This window comes from Candidatus Rokuibacteriota bacterium (genome assembly GCA_016188005.1).
Lineage (GTDB): Bacteria > Methylomirabilota > Methylomirabilia > Rokubacteriales > CSP1-6 > UBA12499.
This window is the reverse complement of sequence record JACPIQ010000102.1, coordinates 1-19,491: the sequence shown is the minus strand read 5'-3', so window position 1 is coordinate 19,491 and position 19,491 is coordinate 1. Positions and strand designations below refer to the sequence as shown.

Below are 19,491 nucleotides of genomic sequence, written 5' to 3'. Positions count from 1 at the left end.
TCATCGCCGTGAGGCTCAGGCGCGCGGTGAGCCGCGGCGCCCGGCTGATCGTGGTGAACCCCAAGCGCGTGGAGCTCTGCGATCAGGCCGACCTGTGGCTCTCCGAGCGTCCCGGCACGGACGTGGCGCTCTTCAACGCCATGGCCAGGGTGCTGCTGGACGAGGGGCTCGCGAACCTCGACTTCGTGCGCGCCCGCACGGAGGGTTTCGAGCCGTGGGCGGCCTCGCTCGCGAGTTACACCCTCGCCTACGCCGAGGAGGTCACCGGGGTGCCGGCCGAAGACATCGGCCGCGCCGCGCGCTGGTATGCGCGTCCCCCCTTCTCGGGCTCTTGCCTCATCTGGGGCATGGGGATCACCCAGCACATCAACGGCACGGCCAATGCGCATGCGCTCCTCAACCTCGCGCTGGCCGCCGGCCAGATGGGTATCCCCGGCTCCGGCATCTCCCCGCTCCGCGGTCAGAACAATGTCCAGGGCTGCGGGGACGCGGGCTGCATCCCGACCAACTTGCCGGGCTACGCCGATTACTCCCCGGCGAGCCTCGACCGCTTCGAGCGAGCCTGGGGGGTGCGGCCGCCAGGAGAGACGGGGCTCGTGGTCACCGAGATGGTCGAGGGGTGCCTCGACGGCCGCATCCGGGCCATGTACGTGGTGGGCGAGAATCCGCTGCTGTCGGAGCCCGACCTCCACCACGCCGAGAAGGCCATGAGCCAGCTCGACTGCCTCGTGGTCCAGGATCTCTTCCTCCACGAGACGGCCGAGCGCGCTCATGTGTTTCTGCCCGCCGCGGCCTTCGCCGAGAAGGACGGCACCTTCACCAACAGCGAGCGGCGCGTCCAGCGGGTGCGCCAGGCGCTGCCGCCTCCGGGGCAGGCCCGGCCCGACTGGTGGATCACCTGCGAGCTGGCGCGACGGACGGCGCGGCGGCTGGGGCGGGAAGCCCGGGGCTTCGACTACCGCGGGCCCTCGGAGATCTTCGATGAGCTGGCCTCGCTCTGGCCTGCCATCCGGGGGCTCTCCCATGCGCGACTCGAGACAGGCGGGATCCAGTGGCCCTGCCCCGAGCCCGATCACCCGGGAACGCGCTATCTCTACGCCGACTCCTTCCCCCTCGGACGCGCCCGCTTCGTGCCCGTGAGCCAGACGGCCGCCGCGGATGAGCTGCCCGACACGGAATACCCCTTCGTGCTGAGCACCGGCCGGCTCCTCTACCACTGGCACGGCGGCACCCTCACGCGTCAGGTCCAGGGCCTGCTCGAGCTGGCGCCCCGGCTCGAGATCGCCGTCAACCCTGTCGATGCCCGCAGGCTCGGCGTGGAGACAGGCGCCCCGCTCCGCGTGGTCTCGCGACGGGGCGAGCTCTCCGGCTGGGCCTCCCTCACCGAGGCCGTGAAACCTGGCGCGGTGTTCGTCCCCTTCGTGAAGCTCGCGGACTCCGCCGCCAACTTCCTCACCAACTCCGCCTGCGACCCCTCAGCCAAGATTCCCGAGTACAAGGCCTGCGCGGTGCGCATCGAGCCGTTGACGGCCTCGTCGCCGAGGCGCGGGGGAGCGAAAGGATGACGATGCCCCTCGACGAGATGCGACAGGACCTCGAGGCCGAGCAGGCGGCGCTCGATGCGCTCGTGGCCGGCCTGACGGCCGCACAGTGGGCGGCGCCGACGCCGAGCGAGGGCTGGGCGGTGCGAGACCAGATCGCGCACCTCGCGCACTTCGACGACGTGGCGGCGGTGGCGATCACCGACCCCGAGGGCTTCGCCCGGGAGGTGGCGGCCGCGCTCCCGGACATCCCGGGCTACGAGGCCCGGTACCTCGAGCGGGGCCGGGCGCTCGGGCCGGCCGACCTCCTGGCCTGGTGGAGGGCGGCCCGACGGCGCCTCGCCGGGGCCGCGGCGGGACTCGGGCCGAAGGCGCGCGTGCCCTGGTACGGCCCACCCATGAGCGCCATGTCCTTCCTGAGCGCCCGCCTCATGGAAAGCTGGCTCCACGGCCACGACGTCACCGACGCCCTCGCGCTCCCCCGCCGCGACACCGACCGGATCCGCCACATCCTGGTGCTCGGCGTGCGGACGCGCGCCTTCTCCTACACGCTGCACGGCCTCCCGCCGCCCGCTGCCCCGGTGCGCGTCGAGCTGGTCCTCCCGTCGGGCGCCCGCTGGGAGGACGGGGAGGCGGCCGCCGAGAACCGCATCGCGGGACCGGCCGTGGACTTCTGCCGCGTCGTCACCCACCGGCGGCACCTGGACGACACGCGGCTCACCACCGCCGGGCCGGCCGCGCGCGAGTGGATGCTCCTCGCCCAGGCCTTCGCCGGTCGGCCGGCCCCGGGACGCCGCCCCGGCCAGTTCCCCACCGCGCACGCCTGACCGGGGGAAGACGCACCATGAGCCTGCCACGTCGCGCCTTCAACCGCCTCGCCGTCCAGGTGCTCGCCCTCTCCGCCTCGGCGCTCGGCGGGGCCGGCTGTGCCCGGCCCGCCACGCTCCCCACCCGATCCGGATCCGGCGGTGTGACGTCGGGGCTCGTCATCCTCGCGCAGTTCCCCGGCCTTCCTCACGCCGTGCCGAGGCGATGGGCTCAGCGGCGATTCTCGCAGGAGCTGCCCGACTACGTGGCGGAGATGTCGTACGGGAGAGTCCGGCTCCACGCGGAGATCACCGAGACGTGGCACACCCTCCCGCGCCCCGTCGCGCAGTACGCCATCTCGCCGCGCAACCTCGAAGTCGACAAGACCCGCGTACGCGGACTGATCGACGACGCCCTGAATGCAGTGGACCGCGACGTGGACGTCTCGAAGTACGACTTCACCGCCATCTTCCTGGGGGCGAAGCGCGAGGAATACGGCATGGTGGGCCTGTGCGGCTGGCCGGGGATGCTCGGCTGGAGCACCAGGGAGTCCCTGACGACCGCCCGCGGTCACGTGCTGAGCGGCGGCGTGGCGATCTTCTGCTACCAGGCCCATCTCGGAACCCTGTTCCACGACGTCGGCCACATCCTCGGCGGCGTACGCGACGGCAAGCGTCTCGTGCCGTGCCTCTACGATCACGACCTGCAGGCGCGGCCGGGCCCGCTCCGCGACGTCTTTCTCGGTGCGATCGTCAACATGGGCTTCTGGGACCCGATGTCCTGCCACTTCCACAAGTGGGAGATCCCGCCGCCCGGCCTCTCGTCATGGACCCGGCTCCGCCTCGGCTGGGTTGACCCAGGGCGGGTGCGCGTGGTGAAGCCGACGGAGCGGACGGAGCTCCTGCTCGGACCGCTGGCAGACGCCTCCGCCAACGTGCTGGCGGTCAAGATCCCGCTGTCGGCGAGCACCTACTACCTGATCGAGAACCGGCAGCCTGTCGGGTTCGATCGCTATCTGCCCGGACAGGGCGTCCTCGTCATGTTCGCGGACGACACCATCGCCGAGTGCCGGCGCGGGCAGGCGCCGGTCAAGCTCGTGAACGCCGATCCGACACTCCCCCGGCTCGAGGGCGCCGCGTTCGACTTTCCGCGGATGACGACGTTCGAGGACGAGAAGCACCGCTTCAGGGTCACGCTTCTGGGGAAGGAGGCCGGCGGCTACCGCATCCGCGTGGAGCCGCTCCCCCGGTAGGAGGGGGAGCTGGCCTCGAAGGCTGCCCGGGCCGGAACGGATCCGCTCGAGCTGCATCGCGGCGGGGCAGGCCGAACCCGGCGTGCTAGATTGGGGCCATGAGCGAGCCCGCCCGCCGACGCGGTGTCGAGCCCGCGACCAGGGAGCTGGATCCCGTCGTGGAGGCCTACAAGAAGGACGTGGACCGGACGCTCCTGCGCGCCAACCTGGCTCGGACGGTCGAGGAGCGCGTCCAGAACCTCGGCCGACTCCAGCGCTTCGCCGAGGAGCTGAGGCGAGTGGGACGCGCCCGTCGATGATCGACCTGGAGCGCGCGCTCCACGAGCTCCATCGCGGCGGGGTCGAGTTCATCATCGTGGGAGGGGTTGCTGCCACCATTCACGGGGCAACCCGCGTGACGCAGGATCTCGACATCGTCTATGCGCGCACCCCGGAGAACCTCGACAGGCTCGCGACCGCCCTTGCCCCGCATCGCCCCTACCTGCGCGGGGCGCCGCCCGGGTTGCCCTTCCGGTGGGACGCCAAGACGATCCGGCGAGGTCTCAACTTCACCCTCACCACCGCGCTTGGAGACCTGGACCTGCTAGGGGAAATCGTCGGCGGAGGGAGCTACGCCGACCTGCTCCCTCATTGCCAGAGCGTCACGCTGTCGGGGGTGGAGTACCGCTGTCTGGGTCTCGAGCGCCTGATCCACGTCAAGAGAGCCGCCGGGCGCCCGAGGGACCTCGAGGCCATCGCCGAGCTGGAAGCGCTGCGCGAGGAGGGGGGCGACCCAGACGCAGGGTGAGTGGCGCTCCGGCGGCGGGGCTACTCGGAGGGCCCGGGCCCCGCGGGGCGCCTCCGGGTCTCTCGCGAGTTCGATGGGGCGCCCGTGGAGCGGGCCCGGGGGAAGCGCCGAGCCTACTGGCCCCGCTGGAAGAGGAAGTCGCCCAGCGCCGCGGAGAAGGCCGCGGGCTCGTCCAGCACGAGGTGATGATGGGCGCGCGGGATCTCCACCACCCGCGAGCCCCGGATGTGCCCGGCCATCTCCTGCGCGATGGCGTCGGGCATGATCGGGGAGTGTTCTCCGCGGACGAGCAAGGTCGGCGCCGTGATGCGCGGCAGCAGCGGCCAGGCATCCACGGGCCGCCGTGTGCCGCTGCAGGCCGGGTCGAATCGATACAGGAAGCGGCCTTCGCGCTCGACGATCCCCTGGCGGCCCAGGTGGTCGAGCAGCGCGGGATCGGCTGTGGTCTCCGGCGGCAGGAGCCTGAAGTTCCGCAGCGCCGCCTCCAGGCTCTCGTGACGCCGGGGGCCCCGGTGGCCGCGGCGGTGCAGGGAGTGGAGCCGGTCGGAGGGGATAGCCGGGCGGCTGTCCACGACGCACAGGGCCGAGAGGCGCTCCGGGTGCCAGGCGGCGAAGGCCATGGCGTTGTGCCCGCCCATGGAGTGGCCCGCCAGCGCCATCCGTTCCCAGCCCATGACGGCCATCACACCCACCAGATCGGAGGCGAAGTCCTCCGTGGCATAGGCGGGCCCCCCGGACCAGTCGCTCTCCCCGTGGCCGCGCTGGTCCAGTGAGAGGATGTGGAAGCGCCCCTGGAAGGCCGGCACCACGGCATCGAACCAGTGGGCGTGGGCCGAGCCGCCGTGGAGAAGGCAGAGGGCCGGCCGGCCCGGGGCCGGCCACTCGAGGCCCCGCAGCGTGAGGCCGTTGACCGTGAATGCCCGGCGCGCCGCAGCGTCACAGAGTTGAGCACCATCGTGTGAGTGGGACGGGGCGGTCGTCATGCTCCCTATTGTAGCCCGGGCGCCGGTGGCGGCGCGCTGTTGAGCGAACGTGATGCCGAAGAAATTTCTTTTCGCTGGTCGCGGCGCGGGCGTAGGCTCGGGGCTACCGATGATCCTCCCCGCCCCGACCGAGCGCCCGCGCCCGAGGCTCCTGATGTGCGGCGCCGTGGCGCTCGGCATCGTGGCCGCCCTCGCCCTGGTCACCTCGTTTCTCTTCTCGGCGCCGACCGGGCTCCAGGCCAGCCAGGTCGAGCAGGAGGCGTCCCGCCCGACGCCCGCCCCCGCCGCGCCCGCGACACCTCCGGCCGCCCCCGCGCCGCCGGTCACCCTCAGCGGGCGGGTGGTGGACTCCGGCCGCGCCACGCCGCTCCGAGGGGCCTCGGTGAGGGCGGGTGAGCTCGAGACGCGCACAGACGAGGAGGGCCGCTTCTCGCTGGGGCCCCTCACGGGGGATCGGAGCGTCCTCGTCAAGATGCCGGGCTACGAGCGCCGCCGCCTCACCCTCGAGGGCGCGGAGCCGACGGTGGCGCTCAAGCCGCACGTGGTGAAGGCCGCCTACCTCACCTACTACGGCGTCGGCGACCGGGGCATCCGCGAGCGGGTGATCGAGCTGACGAACCGGACGGAGCTGAACGGAGTGGTCATCGACGTCAAGGGGGACCGCGGGCTGATCCCCTACCGGACGGGGGTGCCGGCGGCGCTCGCGGCGGGGGCCCAGGGGCCGGTGATCATCAAGGACTTCGAGGGCCTCATCGCCGACCTCAAGGGCCGCGGCGTCTACACCGTCGCCCGCATCGTCGCCTTCAAGGACAATGTCCTCGCCACCCACCGCCGGGACCTCGCCGTCATCGACACGCGCACCGGCAGGCCCTGGGTCGACAGGGAGAAGCTCGCCTGGGTGGATCCCACGCGCGAGGAGGTGTGGGACTACCTCCTCGCGATCGCGAAGGAGGCCGCGGGCAAGGGCTTCGACGAGATCCAGTTCGACTATGTGCGCTTCCCCACTGACGGCCGGCTGTCGGCGGCGCGCTACTCGCGCCCGAACACCCAGGCCACGAGGCTCGAGACCATCGCGGGCTTCCTGGCCAAAGCCCGTCGGGAGCTCGGGCCGACGGGGGTCTTCCTCGCCGCCGATGTGTTCGGCTACACGGCCTTCAACGAGAATGACACCGACATCGGCCAGAGGATCGAGGAGATGGCGCCCCACCTCGACTACGTCTCGCCGATGGTCTACCCCTCGGGCTACCACCGTGGCATCCCCGGCTTTCGCAACCCTGTGGAGCACCCCTACGAGGTCGTCCGCGAGAGCGTGCGGCTCATCCGGAAGCGGTCGACCCATGCCACGGTCCAGATCCGGCCCTGGATCCAGGACTTCCGCGACTACGCCTTCGACCGGCGGATCTTCGGCGTGAGGGAGATCCGGGCTCAGATGCGTGGGGCCGACGAGGCGGGGGGTGCCGGCTGGATGCTCTGGAACCCCCGAAACGACTACACGGCAGAAGCGCTGCGCCCGAAGCCGGTCGTGGCGAGGACATCCGGCTCCTGAGGGAGGGCTGATCGTGCAGCGCCCGCTGGCCTGGCTCGTTCCCCTGTCGCTCCTGCTGCTCGCCGCCCCCGCCGCTGCCCCTGCCACCGAGCTTCTGGCGCCCAACGAGCTCGGGCGGGTCATGATCCTCGAATACCACAAGATCGACACGCCCGAGGACCGCTGGACGCGGACTCCGGCCAACTTCCGCCGGGACCTCGAGCGGCTCCGGGAGCGCGGCTACCGGCTCGTCGCCCTCGGCGAGCTCCTCGACGGCAAGCTCAGCCTGCCCCGCGGCACCACGCCCGTGGTCCTCACCTTCGACGACTCCTCGCCGGGGCAGTTCCGCTACCTCGATCGCGACGGCGAGTGGGTCGTCGACCCGGACTCGGCCGTGGGCATCCTCGAGGCCTTCGAGCGCGCCCACCCCGGCTTCGGCCACGCGGCGACATTCTACGTGCTGCCGGGAGCCGACCCCCCCAATCGCCTCTTCAATCAGCCCGCGCTGGCCGGGAAGAAGCTCGCCTATCTCGCCGGCCGTGGCTACGAGATCGGCAACCACACCCTCTGGCACGCCAACCTGGCCCGCTACGGCGAGGAGGTGGTGCGCAAGCAGATCATCACCGCCCAGGAGTGGATCCAGGGGCATGTGCCCGGCTACCGCCCGCGCACGCTGGCCTTGCCGATGGGCGCCTATCCGCGGGAGGTGCGGTGGGCGGTGGCGGGCGGCCGGAACGGCTCGAGCTACCGCCACGACGCGATCCTGATGGTGGCGGGAGGCGCCGCGCCCTCCCCGTATGCCAGGACGCTCGACCCCTACCGCCTGCCGAGAATCCAGGCGACGGAGGCGGAGCTCGGACGCTGGCTCGCTCACTTCGACCGGAACCCGCAGGAACGCTTCGTGAGCGACGGCGACCCGGCCATCGTCACAGTGTCGAAGGGCCAGGGAGCCAGGGTCCGCACGCGCCCCGGCTCCCAGGTCGTGGAGCGCTGACCTGCCGTGCCCGCGCGAGGTCAGTAAATCAGATACGACGCGCGGCGCTGGAGAAAGCTCGCGCGCCCGGCCTCGGCCCAGCTCCAGATGCGCGGGAGAGGGCTGCGCAGGAGGAGAGTCCACATGGTCGAGCGATTCACCAGCAGGTTCTGGATGGCCGCCGGCCGGAACTGGGCCGGGTAGCGCTCCATCAGCACCCGCGCCATGGCCAGTCCCGCCTGCACCGGTCTGAAGGCCTCCCGCTCCGTCACCACGAGGCGCACCCCGTTGACGATCTGGCCGGCGAAGACGCTCGCCGAGGGCGTGAAGCTGATTGGCTCGAAGCGCAGGCCGGCGAGCCCCAGCCCGTTGAGCGCCACCGCGAGCCCCGCCGGATCGCCGATCCATGGCGCCCCCACCACCTCGAAGGGCATGTCCGTCCCCCGGCCCACCGAGAGATTGGTCGCCTCCAGGAGCCCCACGCCGGCGTAGAGCAACGCCTGGAGGGGCGAGCGGATATTGGGGGATGGGTTGACCCACGGCAACCCCGTCTCGTCGAACCAGCGGCTGCGGTCCCACCCTTCCATCGGAACCACGCTGAGCGCCACGGGCAGCTGCCGCTCGGCGACGACCATCCGCGCGAACTCGCCCACGGTCATGCCCGTCCGGACGGGCAACGAATGGGGCGCCGTGAACGACCGCAGATCGGGATCCATGAGCGGCCCCTCGACCGTCCGACCCGTGAGCGGGTTCGGGCGGTCGAGCACCACCACGGGGATGCCGTGGCGCGCGCCCTCCTCGAGCACGTAGACGAGGGTCGTGAGGTAGGTGTAGTACCGCACGCCCACGTCCTGGAGGTCGAAGACCAGCGTGTCGACCCCCTCGAGCATCGCCGGCGAGGGGCGCCGCTCTGAGCCGTAGAGGCTCCACACGCGCAGTCCCGTTGGCTGGTCGCGGCCGTTCGGGACATTGCTGTCCAGCTGGCCGCCGAGCCCGTGCTCGGGGGAGAAGACGGCGCGTAGCTTGAGGCCGGGGGCGGCGGCCAGGAGGTCCAGCCCCCGCCGGCCCTGGGCATCCACCCCGGTGTGATTGGTGACGAGCCCGACGGAGCGCCCCTGGAGCAGGGCGAAGCCTTGGGCGACGAGCTGGTCGAGCCCGGTCCGCGTCGGCCCGCTCCGAGCGGCGGCCTCATCGGCAGCTGGCGCCGAGACCTCGGTCGCCGCCGGCCCCGCCGAGGGCGGCTCGCGGGGGCCGAAGAGCAACGCCCCCGCCACGGCACTCACGCGCCGGCGCAGGTCCACGACCTTGCCCTTGCCGTACGGGTGCACGCGGTTCGTCAGGACGACGGCGTAGGTGCGAGTGGGGGGATCCATCCAGATGGACGTTCCCGTGAAGCCCGTGTGCCCCACCGAGCCCACCGGGAAATAGGCGCCCAGCGCGCGCGAGTACGGCGAGGCCATGTCCCAGCCGAGGCCCCGCGTCGTCTCGCCGGTGATGCGCGGCGCGAACATGGCATCCACGGTGGCCTCCTTCAGATGGCGGCGGCCGGCGAGCATTCCCCCCTCGAGCAGCATGCGGCAGAAGCGGGCCAGGTCATCGGCCGTGGAGAAGAGGCCCGCGTGTCCCGCCACGCCCCCGAGGAGCCGGGCGTTGCCGTCGTGGACTACCCCGCGCAGCACCTGCCCGCCGAGCACCTCGGTGGGGGCGGTGCGCCCCCGCCACGCCTCGGGAAGCTGGAAGACGGTGCTCCGCATGCCGAGGGGCGCGAAGAAGCGCCGCCGCGCGAACCGATCGAGTCGCTCGCCGCTCACCCGGCGCACCACCTCGCCCAGGAGGATGAAGCCCGTGTCGCTGTAGTGAAAGGTCGTTCCCGGAGTGTACGCCAGGTGCTCCTTGGCCAGGAGCCCCACGGCCTGGGGCAGCCCCCTGGGGATGGCCCGGGGAGAGGGTAGATCGGAGAAGCCGGCGCTGTGGGTCAGCATGCCCCGGAGGGTCACGCCGCGGAAGGCCGGTCCGGCGAACTCTCGGAGGTAGCGGCCCAGCGGGGCATCGAGGTCCAGCCGGCCCTGCTCCCAGAGAGCGAGCACGGCGGGGGTCGTCGCCACCACCTTGGTCAGCGAGGCGATGTCGAACACCGTGTCGAGCGTCATGGGCTCGACGGCCGGCGTGAGGGCCCGGGAGCCGTACGCCTGCCGGTGGAGGATGCGGTCACCTTGCCCCACCACGATGACGGCCCCCGGCAGGTCCCCCGCGGCGATGGCATCCCGGGCCGCCTCGTCGAGCTCCGTCCAGTCCAGGGGCTGGGCCCAGGCCCCGGTGGGCACCGCCACGGCCAGCCAGGCAGTGGCGAGGGCTAGTCGCAGGGAGCGCAGAGTCATGGCGTCATGATACCGATGGCGCGGGCCGGTCCCGCGGAAGAATTTCGCCGTCGTCCGTGCTAGGCTCGGCCCCATGAAGCGCATCTTCGTGACGGGCGGCACGGGTTTCGTCGGCAAGTCCGTGATCCGGGCGCTGCTGGCCCACGGCTTCCTCGTGCGCTGCCTCGTCCGGCCCGGATCCGAGGCCGATCTGCGCGGCTTCGAGGCCATCGACCGGGTTCCTGGCGACGTGCTGGAGCCCGACGCGCTCATGGGGTCAGTGGAGGGCTGCTCGGCCATCATCCATCTCGTGGGCATCATCCGCGAGCACCCCCTCCACGGCGTCACCTTCGAGCGTCTGCACACCCAGGCCACGGCCAACATGCTGGCCGTGGCGAAGCAGGCCGGGGTCAAGCGGTTCCTCCACATGAGCGCGCTGGGGACGCGGCCCGAGGCCGCCTCGCGCTACCACCGCACCAAGTGGGAGGCCGAGCTGGCCGTCCGCGCCAGCGGGCTCGACTGGACGATCTTCCGCCCCTCGGTGATCTACGGTCCGGGAGACGAGTTCGTCTCGCTGTTCACGGGGATGCTCAGGCGGCTGCCCGTCGTGCCGGTGCTTGGCGACGGCCGCTACCGTCTCCAGCCGGTGAGCGTCTGGCAAGTGGCCGAGGGCTTCGCCCGGACGCTGGGCCTCCACCAGACCATCGGACAGACCTACGACGTGGCGGGCCCCACCGCCCTCCCCTTCGACGAGGTGCTGGACGAGATCGGCCGCGCTCTCGGCAAGCCGCGGGTACGGAAGATCCATGCCCCGATGGGGCTCGTCAAGCTCTCGACCCGGCTCCTGCAGTGGCTGCCCATGTATCCGGTGACCATGGATCAGCTCCGGATGCTCGAGGAGGGGAGCGTCGCCGACCCCTCGCGTTTCTACGCCGACATGAGTCTCAGCCCGGAGCCCCTCGCCCTCGGCCTCCGCCGCCTCCTCGCCCCCCCCCGATGAGGGCCGGAGGCCCGAAGAGGCCCAACCGCCACCTGATGTCATCCACGTTCAGGCGAGATGGTGAAAGGGCCGGAGGCCCGAAGAGGCCCAACCGCCACCTGATGTCATCCACATTCAGGCACGACACATGACCGCGTTCGCCCATCAGCACGACGATCCGCGCGGGCTCCGCGAGCGCATCGAGGCACAGCTCCGCCAACGGATCGAGGAGGCCGTGGAGATGGCCGGCCTCGAGTTCCTGGTGGCGCAGCGCAAGAAGCAGGGGCGCCCCGCCCCGGAGGAGCACAGCGTCACCGACCGCCGGGAGTTCGAGGCCCTGGTCGCCGACCTCCTCGCTTCCCTGCGAAACTCCTTCCGCGCCGAGATCGCCGAGCAGGACTTGACTGCGCTGGATCTCGCCGAGGCCGCGGCCGGCGACGCGCAGGCACAGGCGGTGGCCGGCCAGGTCTTCCTGGCCAGGCGCCTGCCCGACTACTGGCAGCGCTTCGAGAGCCACCGGGCGGCCTATGCCCAGGCGCGGCTGTCAGAGCCTGTAGCGAGCGGAAGCTGGCTTCGCCGGCTGTTCAGCGCCTAGGCGGCCCTCGGCACCTCGGCCGGCTCCTCTGACACCGTGGTGTCACCCGTCCTGAGCCGCGATAGCGCCCAGAGGCTCTCGCACTCGTCCATCGCCTGGCGCCACCGCTCGTAGTCCTGAAGCAGCCGGAACCGCATCTCGGCCAGGTGGGCCTCGGCGCTGTCCATGAGGTTTCGTAGCCCATCATCCGGACCGGCGGCAGTGATCCGCCCCCCTTCGATGGAGCTGGCCACGATGCGGTCCAGCAGACGGTTCAGGTCGTCACGAAGCAAGCGGTCCAGCGAGTCCATGAGGCACCTCCTCTGCTGCCTTCCATCACTCAACACCTGAGGAGTGATAGAGTCAAGCGCTTTTTTCCCGCCCGGGCCCCCTTGACACTCCGGGAGAGGTCAGCCAGAGTCCCGAGGGTGAGTGCCAACGGGTGGCTCGTCTTCGCGGCGAAGACCGCCCGCACCTTCTGTTACGGCTTCCTCGGGGTTCTTTTCCCGATCTACCTGACCCGCCTTGGACTCGACGCCCGCGGACTCGGGCTGGCGGTCACCCTCACTCTCCTGGCCAGCGCGGGGCTGACCCTCGCCATCCGCCGGCCGGCCGAGCGCTTCGGCCCCAAGGCGGCGCTGATCGCGCTCGCAGGGCTCACGGTGGCCTCGGCGGCGATCTTCCTGGCCACGCGCGAGCCGTGGGTCGTGGTGGCGGCGGCCATGGTGGGCAATCTCGCCGTGGGCACCGGGGAGACCGGCCCCTTCCTGGCTCTGGAGCAGGTGGCGGTCACGCGGGCCACACCGCGGGAGCGTCTGACGAGCGTGCTGAGCCTGTACAACCTGACGGGGTACGTCTCCGCGGCTCTGGGCGCGGCGCTGGTGGCCCGGGCCGTGACATCCCCCACCGCGCTGTTCCTCGTGTTCCTGGCGGGCGGGGGCCTGCAGATCGCTCTCTACGCGCTGCTACGCCCCGAGGCCGCGCCGCCCCGCCCCGCGGGGGGGCGCGCGCGGTCCTCGTCGGGCCCCCTCGTGAGGAAGATCGCCGCCCTCTTCGCCCTCGACTCGCTGGCGGGCGGCTTCGTGATCCAGAGCCTCGTGGCCTACTGGTTCTACACCCGCTTCCAGCTCGACCTCGCGGCGCTGGGCTGGATCTTCTTCGGTGCCCAGCTCCTCTCTGGGCTCTCCCTGCTGCTCGCCGCGCGGCTCGCGCCCCGGCTCGGACTGGTCAACACCATGGTCTTCTCCCACCTCATCTCCAACGTGCTCCTCATCGCCGTGGCCGCCGCGCCCACCGCGCCCCTGGCCGTCGTCCTCCTCCTCTGCCGGCACTTGCTCTCGCAGATGGACGTGCCCACGCGCCAGACTTTCCTGATGCTGGTCGTGGAGGACCACGAGCGCGAGGGCGCGGCGACGCTCACGAACATGAGCCGCACCGTCGCCCAGTCGGCGAGCCCCGTCGTGACGGGCTGGGTGATGCAGGGCGTGTCGCTGTCGGCCCCCTTCGTGCTGGGCGGGGGACTCAAGATCGTCTACGACTTGCTGCTCTACGCGACGATCCGCAACGTCAAGACCCGCTGAGGGTCAGGTCTTGCAATCCGACACATAGCCCCGGCTTGGCCGCTCTTGCGCTCCCGGCCGCACGCGATGGCCAGTGCCCTGACCCATCTCACAACGCAGGCCCCCCCATGGCGATGTCGTAATGCAAGATCTGACCCCTTCAGCGGCGCAACGCCGCGATCAGGCGGTCCACGGCGCCGGGGGACGTGGCGTTCAGCACCGCCAGGAGCCGCGCCGGCCAGTAGGGGTACACCTCCGGGCGCGGCCGCTGCACGCAGCGGAGAATGGCCCGGGCGACCTGCTCCACCGACTGGACGGCGCCCATGCGCGGGAAGACCATGCGGCTTGGCTCCACGTCATGGAACTCGGTGCGGGTGTAGATGGGAAAGACGAGGCTCACCGCGATGCCGCTGCCGCGCAGCTCCATCCGGAGCGCCTCGCTGAGGCCGCGCAGGGCAAACTTGGTGGCAGCGTAGGCCGAGCGCCCGGGGATGCCGCGGCGGCCCACCACCGAGGAGACGTTGATGATGTGGCCCCGCCCCTGGCGGCGCATCACGGGCAGGACGGCCTGGGTGGCCGTGACGACGGCCAGGACATTGAGCTCCATGAGCTCACGGAACTCCTCGGGCGTCGTGTCCTCGAAGCGGGCGGCGAGCCCGCGCCCGGCGTTGTTGACCAGGACGTCGATGCGTCCCCAGCGCGCGGCGACGTCGTCGACCATGGCGCGGACCGCCGGCGCATCCGTCACGTCCACGGGGTAGGCCGCCGCTTCGCTCCCGGTGCCGAGCATCTCGGTCCTGAGCCGCTCCAGCCGGTCGCGCCGTCTGGCGCAGAGGGCCACACGCATGCCGGCCCGCCCCAGCGCGCGCGCCGTGCCCGCACCGATGCCCGCCGAGGCGCCCGTGACGACGGCCACGCCTCCCGCCAGGTCCCGCATCTCAGGGTCCCGCGAGGCGCGAGAGCCGGTGGCGATGGCGCGCCACCCACCGGTACAGGGGAGGAGCCAGGAGTCCGACGCCGGGGAGCCTGAACACCGGGGCAAACCAGCGCCACCCACGGAGGCGGCACAGGATCTCGGGGATCGCCGCGGCCCCGCTCAGCACGCGGCCGTCGGGGAGGACGAGCTGCATCGCCTCCAGGCAGGCGCGCTCCTCCATCCGCGGAAAGCGGGCGCGCCGCGCCGGGGACTGGCAGGGCAGGAACTCGAAGCGCCCGCGCACAGCCCGCCGCTCGAGCCAGTCCACGCTGTGCCGGCAAAGGCCGCAGGCGCCGTCATAGATCACGACCGCGGCGGTCATGCTCCCCTCCGCCCCGGGCCCCGCCGGCCGCCGGGGCCCGGCGCCCCGGGAGCGCAAGTCCCCGCGGGCGCGGGCCGCCGGCGCAGGCTACGCTCCGGTGACGGCCTTGACGGCCTCCCGGGTCACCGACACGAGCCGGTCCACCTGGACCTCCGTGATCACCAGCGGCGGCGAGAAGAAGATGTTGTCGAGCCGGTTACGGGTGATCACGCCCCGCTTGGTCATCTCCTGGATCACGCGGTTACCGATCTTCTTGTCGGCGGCGAAGGCGGCCTTGCTGCCCCGGTCCTCCACCAGCTCGACGGCGGCCAGCAGCCCCTTGCCGCCGCGGATGTCGCCCACATGCGGGTGGTCGCCGAATGCGGCCTTGAGTCCCTCGTGAAGCCGCGTGCCCAGGACGGCGGCGCGCTCCCAGAGTCGCTCGCGCTCCATGATCGCCACGTTGGCGAGCCCCACCGCGCAGCAGGTGGGATGCCCCGAGTAGGTGTAGGCGTGCATCCAGCGGTCGTCGGGCTTCACCGAATCCATGGTCTCCTTGATCGTCTTGGAGACCATGATGCCGCCCAGGGGCAGATAGCCGGAGGAGACGCCCTTGGCGAAAGAGAGGATGTCGGGCCGGACATTCCAGTGCTCGAGCGCGAACCAGCGCCCGGTGCGACAGAACCCGGTGATGACCTCGTCGGCGATGAACAGCACGCTGTGGCGGTCGCACACCTGGCGGACCAGCGGGAAGTAGTCGTCGGTCGGGTAGAGGACGCCACCGCCGCCGTGGATGGGCTCGGCGATGAAGGCGGCCACGGTGTCGGCGCCCTCGCGGAGGATGGCCTCCTCCAGGAGCCGCGCCGCGGTCTGCCCCGCCGTCTCCCCGGAACGCGCGCCCTCCTGGCGGTAGGGGTAGCAGGTGGGGATGTGGACGAAGTTCGGCACGCGCGGCTCGAACATCTTCCAGTAGGGCGCCATGCCCGTGGCGCTCATGGCCTGCAGCGTGACGCCGTGGTAGGAGAGCGTGCGGGCGATGATCTTCACCTTGTCGGGCTTGCCTCGGGCCTTCCAGTAGAAGCGCGCCGTCTTGAACGCCGACTCGTTGGACTCGGCGCCGCCCGAGGTGAAGAACACGCCCTGCATGTTGGGGTACGCGAGCGAGATGAGCTTGGAGGCGAGCTGGATGGCGGGCACGTTGGAGGAGCCGGAGTAGCCGGAGTAGTAGGCGAGCTCGCTCATCTGCGCGGCGGCGGCCCGGGCCAGCTCCTCCCGGCCGTGGCCCACGTTGACGTTCCACAGCCCCGCCAGCCCGTCGATGTACTCGCGCCCCTGGATGTCGGTGAGCACGGCGCCCCGCCCGCGCACGTAGATCATCGGCTCCAGGTGATCGCTCGGGTGATGCAGCGGGTGGATCAGGTGGTCCTGGTCGTCCTTGACGAGCACCGCCGGGTCAAGCGCCATCGGTCGCCTCCTCGGGTCTCTTGCTCCGGTGAAAGGAACGAGCGGGCCCGGCGGCTCGGTAGTCGCCGCCAGGGATCGGGATCCCGCGGTCCGGCGACCCGCGGTACCAGTACATGAGCGCCGGCACCTCCTGGCCGTCGTCCAGCGTCACGGTGACGCCTCCGCGATCATACTGAGGTCCCTCCGCCCAGTCCAGAGCTCTCCACAGCGCCGCCGACGGCACGCGGTACAGCTCGCCCCGTACCGCGCCCGCAGGATCGGCGACGGCGCCGGGATAGGACCCGAGGTCCAGCAGCCGTGCGGGCACCGAGCCCGAGCCCAGGTACTGCGCGCGGCCGGCGAGGAGATGGTGGAGCGGGAACCCACGCATGAGGGTCCCGTAGGCGAAGAGCAGCTCAGCGGCGGGCGGCGGGGACGTCGGGCTTCGGAGCTTCCGGTCCGGGCTCCTCACGGGAGCAGGAGGTGGGAGCCGCTCAGGTCGAGATGCCGAAGCGGGGCAGCACCCAGCGCATCGCCGCGAGGCACACGACGCAGAACGCGACGAACAGCCAGCCCTCGCCGCTCATCTACCCCTCCTCCTTCTTGCCGCCGTTCACGGCCTCGAGGACCTTGCCGAGGAACTCTCCCTCCGGCAGCGCTCCCTCGAACTGGACGCGGTCGTTGATGACGATCTTCGGTACCGCCATCACGCGGTAGCGCTGCGACAGCTCCGGGAACTCGGTGGCCTCGATGCACTCGGCGGTGATCCTCGGCGAGGCAACGGCCATGTGATGAGCCAGGCGCACGGCCCGGGGGCAGTGCGGTCAGGTGGGCGTCGTGAACACCTTGATGGTGACATCTTCCTGCAGAGCCGACAGCGCCGTCAGCGTCGCCTCGCTCAGACCCGGTGTGGCCGAGGAGGCGACCACGATGGCGTCGATGAGGTTGGCGAACTCGTAGCCGCCCGGGATGCCGAGGAAGCGGATGCCGTAGTCCTCGGCTCCCTCCACGGCCAGCGCGGGCGTCACCTCCACGCCGTAAACCGCGGTCTGCTCCTTGTCGATGAAGGGGTTGAGGACCTCCACCGACAGCTTGTCGGAGAGTGCCGCCACTTCCCGCGCGAGCGCCACCGTCTGGGCGTTGGTCTCCGGCCCCAGCTCGGAGGCGAAGACCGTCAGCTTCACCGGCCCCGTCAGCTTGGTGAACTCGCTCTTCACGGCCTGCTCGTCGCGCGCCGAGAGGAATGCCATACGCGGATTATACCTTGCGGCGCGTCACTTGGCGACCGCCGGCCCGGGGGGCGCGCCGCGGACGATCTCGAGTGCTCTCCGGTAGCCCGAGGCGTCGACGCGCGCGGCGATGAGCGCCGGGCCGGGCCCACGCTGCGCCGCCACCAGCGCCTCCGCCATCTCGCCATCGCTCCGCGCCGCCCACGCCCTGATCCCGAAGGCGCCCGCCAGCCCCGGAAACTCGGGGCCCGTGTACCGCATGGCGGTGCCGGCCTGGCCTCGCTGCTCCTGCTTGACCTGGATTAGGGACAAGGTCGCGTCGTCGAAGACGACGATGACGATGGGCAGCCCGAGCCGGGCCGCCGTCTCCAGTTCGGCGGCAACCATCATGAGCCCGCCGTCGCCCGTGAAGCAGACGATCCGGCGCCCGGGGTGGACCAGGGCAGCCGCGATGGCCGCCGGCAGGGCGAAGCCCATGGTCGCCAGCCCGTTGGAGATCAGGCACTCCCCGGGCTCGACGGCATGCCAGTAGGCCGTGGCGGGGAACATGTGGGCGCCGGCATCCACCGTGGCGATGGTGGCGGCGGGCATGAGCTCCCGGGCCAGCTGCACGACGCGATGGGGCGCCAGGCCCGGCACCGGCACCTCGAGGGCAGCGCGCCGCTCGCGCTTCATGCGGTCCAGCCAGGCGACGTCCCAGTCGGCGGCAGCGCTTCCCGCGAGCCGCGGCGCCAGCCCCTCGAGAATCGCGCCGAGGTCTGCCACCACCTCCAGCGCAGGAGCGAAGTGAGCGCCGCCGCCCGGGGCGCGGAGCGCCTGGGCGGTGGATGGGCCACGCGCGAGACTGAGCACCGGGGCCCTGTACGGCCAGGGGCGCGGGATCAGCTCCACCGTGTCGAGGCCGAAGGCGACGATGAGGTCGGCTGCGCTCACCATCGGCTCCTCCAGCGCCCCGCCGGTGAAGAGCCCCAGCGCCAGCGGGTGGGGATCGGGGATGGCGCCCTTGGCCTTGTACGTCGTCAGCACCGGGGCCGGCAGCGCCTCGACGAAGGCGCGGAGCCACTTGCTGTCGGCCTGCCGGCATCCGAGGCCTGCCACGACAAGAGGCCGGCGCGCGGCGCGGAGCATGTCGGCTGCCCGATCGAGCGCGTGCTCGTCGAGCATTGCGGGCGGAGGCGCCGTCGTCTCCAGCGCTGCGGGGGCGGCCTCCCGGCCCGCCACGTCGGCGGGAAGATCGAGGTGCACGGGGCCGCGCGGCTCCTCGAGGGCAAGGCTCAGCGCGCGCGCCGTCTCGCGCTGGGCGGAGCCGGCATCGAGGGTCGCGCTGGCCTTCACGATCGCCCCAAGGTGCGCACGGTGGTCCACGGTCTGGTGGGTCGTGAAGCGGAGGGCGGCCGCGGGATGCCGGTCGGTGACGAGCACCATGGGCGCGCGATCGAGGTAGGCGTAGGCGAGCCCTGTGGCGCTGGCCGTGGCCCCGGGGCCGAGCGTCGCCAGCGCGGCGCCAGGGCGGCCCGTCAGCTCGCCGGTCACGGCGGCCATGATGCCCGCCGCGGACTCCTGGTGGCAGAGGACGAAGGGCAGCCCCTGAGCCCGCGCCGCCTCCAGCAGATCGAGGTTGGAGCCGCCGCCGGGCACGCCGAAGAGCCGCGCCACGCCGGCCCCGCGCAGGGCCTTGACCACGAGATCGGCGACGCTAGCCATCACCTCTTCCTCGGTTGGTCACGCGACGGCCTCTTCACGGCTCGAGCCCGCCCCAGCCTAGCACGGCGCCGGCTCGCGGCGCCCAGGCCCGCCGCGCGGAGCGACTTGCGGATTCCCCGGCACCTCCGGTGCTGGTAAGATCCATCCTCAGGAAGCCGCCGCGGCGGTGGCGGAAGGCGGAGGGGACGGTGGGCATCGAGGAGATCCTGGGGGAGCGGCGGATCGACATTCTGCGGATCGCCGCCCACCATGGAGCACGGAACGTCCGCGTGTCCGGCTCGGTCGCCCGCGGGGACGCGCGAGCGGACAGCGACATCGACCTGCTCGTGGACGTGGGCTCGGAGCGCAGCACGTTCTTCCCCGCCGGGCTGGTCGCCGACCTCGAGGAGTGCTTGGGGCGCCGGGTCGACGTGCTCACCGAGGGCGCGCTCCACTGGTACATTCGCGACCGGGTGCTTCGAGAAGCCGTCCCCCTGTGAAGGACGACCGGCTCTCCGCCGC

21 protein-coding genes are annotated in these 19,491 nt (G+C 71.8%); 11 read left to right on the top strand and 10 right to left on the bottom strand.

Annotated features, from left to right (window positions below; all coding sequences use genetic code 11):
- Positions 1-26 precede the first annotated feature (26 nt).
- The 5 genes from HYV93_20180 to HYV93_20160 all read left to right on the top strand — a co-directional run bounded on the left by HYV93_20180 (position 27) and on the right by HYV93_20160 (position 4,387).
- The gene (locus tag HYV93_20180) at positions 27-1,565 is read left to right on the top strand and encodes a molybdopterin-dependent oxidoreductase (GenBank protein MBI2528284.1); all 1,539 of its coding nucleotides are present in this window, start codon (positions 27-29) and stop codon (positions 1,563-1,565) included.
- Positions 1,562-2,368, top strand: coding sequence for a TIGR03084 family protein (locus tag HYV93_20175; GenBank protein ID MBI2528283.1), 807 nt, complete (start codon positions 1,562-1,564; stop codon positions 2,366-2,368). Before HYV93_20180 ends, HYV93_20175 begins: the two co-directional genes overlap by 4 nt.
- A gap of 17 nt (positions 2,369-2,385) precedes the next feature.
- A complete protein-coding gene (locus HYV93_20170) occupies positions 2,386-3,600 on the top strand; it encodes a hypothetical protein (GenBank protein ID MBI2528282.1) in 1,215 nt (404 codons plus the stop codon).
- Between the two features lie 98 nt (positions 3,601-3,698).
- Positions 3,699-3,899: a hypothetical protein gene (locus HYV93_20165; GenBank protein MBI2528281.1), complete on the top strand. Its 201-nt coding sequence runs from the start codon at positions 3,699-3,701 to the stop codon at positions 3,897-3,899.
- Positions 3,896-4,387: a hypothetical protein gene (locus HYV93_20160; GenBank protein ID MBI2528280.1), complete on the top strand. Its 492-nt coding sequence runs from the start codon at positions 3,896-3,898 to the stop codon at positions 4,385-4,387. Before HYV93_20165 ends, HYV93_20160 begins: the two co-directional genes overlap by 4 nt.
- A gap of 113 nt (positions 4,388-4,500) precedes the next feature.
- Here the strand turns inward: HYV93_20160 and HYV93_20155 are convergent, their stop codons facing one another.
- On the bottom strand, positions 4,501-5,370 hold the full coding sequence (locus HYV93_20155; protein MBI2528279.1) for an alpha/beta fold hydrolase: 870 nt from the start codon (positions 5,368-5,370) through the stop codon (positions 4,501-4,503).
- A gap of 154 nt (positions 5,371-5,524) precedes the next feature.
- Here HYV93_20155 and HYV93_20150 point away from each other — a divergent pair, with 154 nt between their 5' ends.
- Positions 5,525-6,916 carry a carboxypeptidase regulatory-like domain-containing protein gene (locus HYV93_20150; GenBank protein ID MBI2528278.1) on the top strand — a complete coding sequence of 464 codons (1,392 nt, stop codon included), beginning with the start codon at positions 5,525-5,527 and terminating at the stop codon, positions 6,914-6,916.
- 13 nt (positions 6,917-6,929) lie between these two features.
- A complete protein-coding gene (locus HYV93_20145) occupies positions 6,930-7,889 on the top strand; it encodes a polysaccharide deacetylase family protein (GenBank protein MBI2528277.1) in 960 nt (319 codons plus the stop codon).
- A gap of 20 nt (positions 7,890-7,909) precedes the next feature.
- Here the strand turns inward: HYV93_20145 and HYV93_20140 are convergent, their stop codons facing one another.
- Positions 7,910-10,246, bottom strand: a complete 2,337-nt coding sequence (locus tag HYV93_20140; protein MBI2528276.1) for a DUF1343 domain-containing protein — start codon at positions 10,244-10,246, stop codon at positions 7,910-7,912.
- A gap of 73 nt (positions 10,247-10,319) precedes the next feature.
- On the opposite strand from HYV93_20140, the gene HYV93_20135 reads away from it, so the two are divergent.
- Both HYV93_20135 and HYV93_20130 read left to right on the top strand, forming a co-directional pair.
- Entirely contained in the window at positions 10,320-11,225 is a 906-nt protein-coding gene (locus HYV93_20135) for a complex I NDUFA9 subunit family protein (protein MBI2528275.1), read from the top strand.
- Positions 11,226-11,352: 127 nt separating this feature from the next.
- Positions 11,353-11,799, top strand: coding sequence for a hypothetical protein (locus HYV93_20130; GenBank protein ID MBI2528274.1), 447 nt, complete (start codon positions 11,353-11,355; stop codon positions 11,797-11,799).
- Here HYV93_20130 and HYV93_20125 read toward each other — a convergent pair.
- Positions 11,796-12,089, bottom strand: a complete 294-nt coding sequence (locus HYV93_20125) for a hypothetical protein (GenBank protein ID MBI2528273.1) — start codon at positions 12,087-12,089, stop codon at positions 11,796-11,798. The two genes, HYV93_20130 and HYV93_20125, sit on opposite strands and share 4 nt — an antisense overlap.
- 117 nt (positions 12,090-12,206) lie before the next feature.
- Between HYV93_20125 and HYV93_20120 the strand changes: the two genes are divergently transcribed.
- On the top strand, positions 12,207-13,358 hold the full coding sequence (locus HYV93_20120) for an MFS transporter (protein ID MBI2528272.1): 1,152 nt from the start codon (positions 12,207-12,209) through the stop codon (positions 13,356-13,358).
- A gap of 139 nt (positions 13,359-13,497) precedes the next feature.
- Here the strand turns inward: HYV93_20120 and HYV93_20115 are convergent, their stop codons facing one another.
- From HYV93_20115 to HYV93_20085, 7 genes are all read right to left on the bottom strand, one after another.
- Positions 13,498-14,274 carry an SDR family NAD(P)-dependent oxidoreductase gene (locus HYV93_20115; protein ID MBI2528271.1) on the bottom strand — a complete coding sequence of 259 codons (777 nt, stop codon included), beginning with the start codon at positions 14,272-14,274 and terminating at the stop codon, positions 13,498-13,500.
- A 1-nt stretch (position 14,275) separates the two neighbouring features.
- Positions 14,276-14,635, bottom strand: coding sequence for a DUF393 domain-containing protein (locus HYV93_20110; GenBank protein ID MBI2528270.1), 360 nt, complete (start codon positions 14,633-14,635; stop codon positions 14,276-14,278).
- Between the two features lie 87 nt (positions 14,636-14,722).
- A complete protein-coding gene (locus HYV93_20105) occupies positions 14,723-16,078 on the bottom strand; it encodes an aspartate aminotransferase family protein (GenBank protein MBI2528269.1) in 1,356 nt (451 codons plus the stop codon).
- Positions 16,068-16,448, bottom strand: a complete 381-nt coding sequence (locus HYV93_20100) for a gamma-glutamylcyclotransferase (protein ID MBI2528268.1) — start codon at positions 16,446-16,448, stop codon at positions 16,068-16,070. The genes HYV93_20105 and HYV93_20100 overlap by 11 nt, the downstream gene beginning before the upstream one ends.
- Positions 16,449-16,644: 196 nt before the next feature.
- Positions 16,645-16,845, bottom strand: coding sequence for a thioredoxin family protein (locus HYV93_20095; GenBank protein ID MBI2528267.1), 201 nt, complete (start codon positions 16,843-16,845; stop codon positions 16,645-16,647).
- Between the two features lie 36 nt (positions 16,846-16,881).
- The gene (locus HYV93_20090; protein MBI2528266.1) at positions 16,882-17,307 is read right to left on the bottom strand and encodes a hypothetical protein; all 426 of its coding nucleotides are present in this window, start codon (positions 17,305-17,307) and stop codon (positions 16,882-16,884) included.
- A gap of 24 nt (positions 17,308-17,331) precedes the next feature.
- Positions 17,332-18,990 (bottom strand): hypothetical protein, encoded by a 1,659-nt coding sequence (locus tag HYV93_20085; GenBank protein ID MBI2528265.1) that lies wholly within the window; start codon positions 18,988-18,990, stop codon positions 17,332-17,334.
- A gap of 188 nt (positions 18,991-19,178) precedes the next feature.
- Here HYV93_20085 and HYV93_20080 point away from each other — a divergent pair, with 188 nt between their 5' ends.
- Positions 19,179-19,469 carry a nucleotidyltransferase family protein gene (locus HYV93_20080; GenBank protein ID MBI2528264.1) on the top strand — a complete coding sequence of 97 codons (291 nt, stop codon included), beginning with the start codon at positions 19,179-19,181 and terminating at the stop codon, positions 19,467-19,469.
- Positions 19,470-19,491: the final 22 nt, after the last annotated feature.

Excerpts from the sequence above, each read along its gene's own strand:
- HYV93_20175 (MBI2528283.1), top strand. The coding sequence starts at position 1,562 with ATGACGATGCCCCTCGACGAGATGCGACAGGACCTCGAGGCCGAGCAG.
- HYV93_20170 (MBI2528282.1), top strand. The coding sequence starts at position 2,386 with ATGAGCCTGCCACGTCGCGCCTTCAACCGCCTCGCCGTCCAGGTGCTC.
- HYV93_20165 (MBI2528281.1), top strand. The coding sequence starts at position 3,699 with ATGAGCGAGCCCGCCCGCCGACGCGGTGTCGAGCCCGCGACCAGGGAG.
- HYV93_20160 (MBI2528280.1), top strand. The coding sequence starts at position 3,896 with ATGATCGACCTGGAGCGCGCGCTCCACGAGCTCCATCGCGGCGGGGTC.
- HYV93_20155 (MBI2528279.1), bottom strand. The coding sequence starts at position 5,370 with ATGACGACCGCCCCGTCCCACTCACACGATGGTGCTCAACTCTGTGAC.
- HYV93_20150 (MBI2528278.1), top strand. The coding sequence starts at position 5,525 with ATGTGCGGCGCCGTGGCGCTCGGCATCGTGGCCGCCCTCGCCCTGGTC.
- HYV93_20140 (MBI2528276.1), bottom strand. The coding sequence starts at position 10,246 with ATGACTCTGCGCTCCCTGCGACTAGCCCTCGCCACTGCCTGGCTGGCC.
- HYV93_20135 (MBI2528275.1), top strand. The coding sequence starts at position 10,320 with ATGAAGCGCATCTTCGTGACGGGCGGCACGGGTTTCGTCGGCAAGTCC.
- HYV93_20130 (MBI2528274.1), top strand. The coding sequence starts at position 11,353 with ATGACCGCGTTCGCCCATCAGCACGACGATCCGCGCGGGCTCCGCGAG.
- HYV93_20125 (MBI2528273.1), bottom strand. The coding sequence starts at position 12,089 with ATGGACTCGCTGGACCGCTTGCTTCGTGACGACCTGAACCGTCTGCTG.
- HYV93_20115 (MBI2528271.1), bottom strand. The coding sequence starts at position 14,274 with ATGCGGGACCTGGCGGGAGGCGTGGCCGTCGTCACGGGCGCCTCGGCG.
- HYV93_20110 (MBI2528270.1), bottom strand. The coding sequence starts at position 14,635 with ATGACCGCCGCGGTCGTGATCTATGACGGCGCCTGCGGCCTTTGCCGG.
- HYV93_20105 (MBI2528269.1), bottom strand. The coding sequence starts at position 16,078 with ATGGCGCTTGACCCGGCGGTGCTCGTCAAGGACGACCAGGACCACCTG.
- HYV93_20100 (MBI2528268.1), bottom strand. The coding sequence starts at position 16,448 with ATGCGTGGGTTCCCGCTCCACCATCTCCTCGCCGGCCGCGCGCAGTAC.
- HYV93_20095 (MBI2528267.1), bottom strand. The coding sequence starts at position 16,845 with ATGGCCGTTGCCTCGCCGAGGATCACCGCCGAGTGCATCGAGGCCACC.
- HYV93_20090 (MBI2528266.1), bottom strand. The coding sequence starts at position 17,307 with ATGGCATTCCTCTCGGCGCGCGACGAGCAGGCCGTGAAGAGCGAGTTC.
- HYV93_20085 (MBI2528265.1), bottom strand. The coding sequence starts at position 18,990 with ATGGCTAGCGTCGCCGATCTCGTGGTCAAGGCCCTGCGCGGGGCCGGC.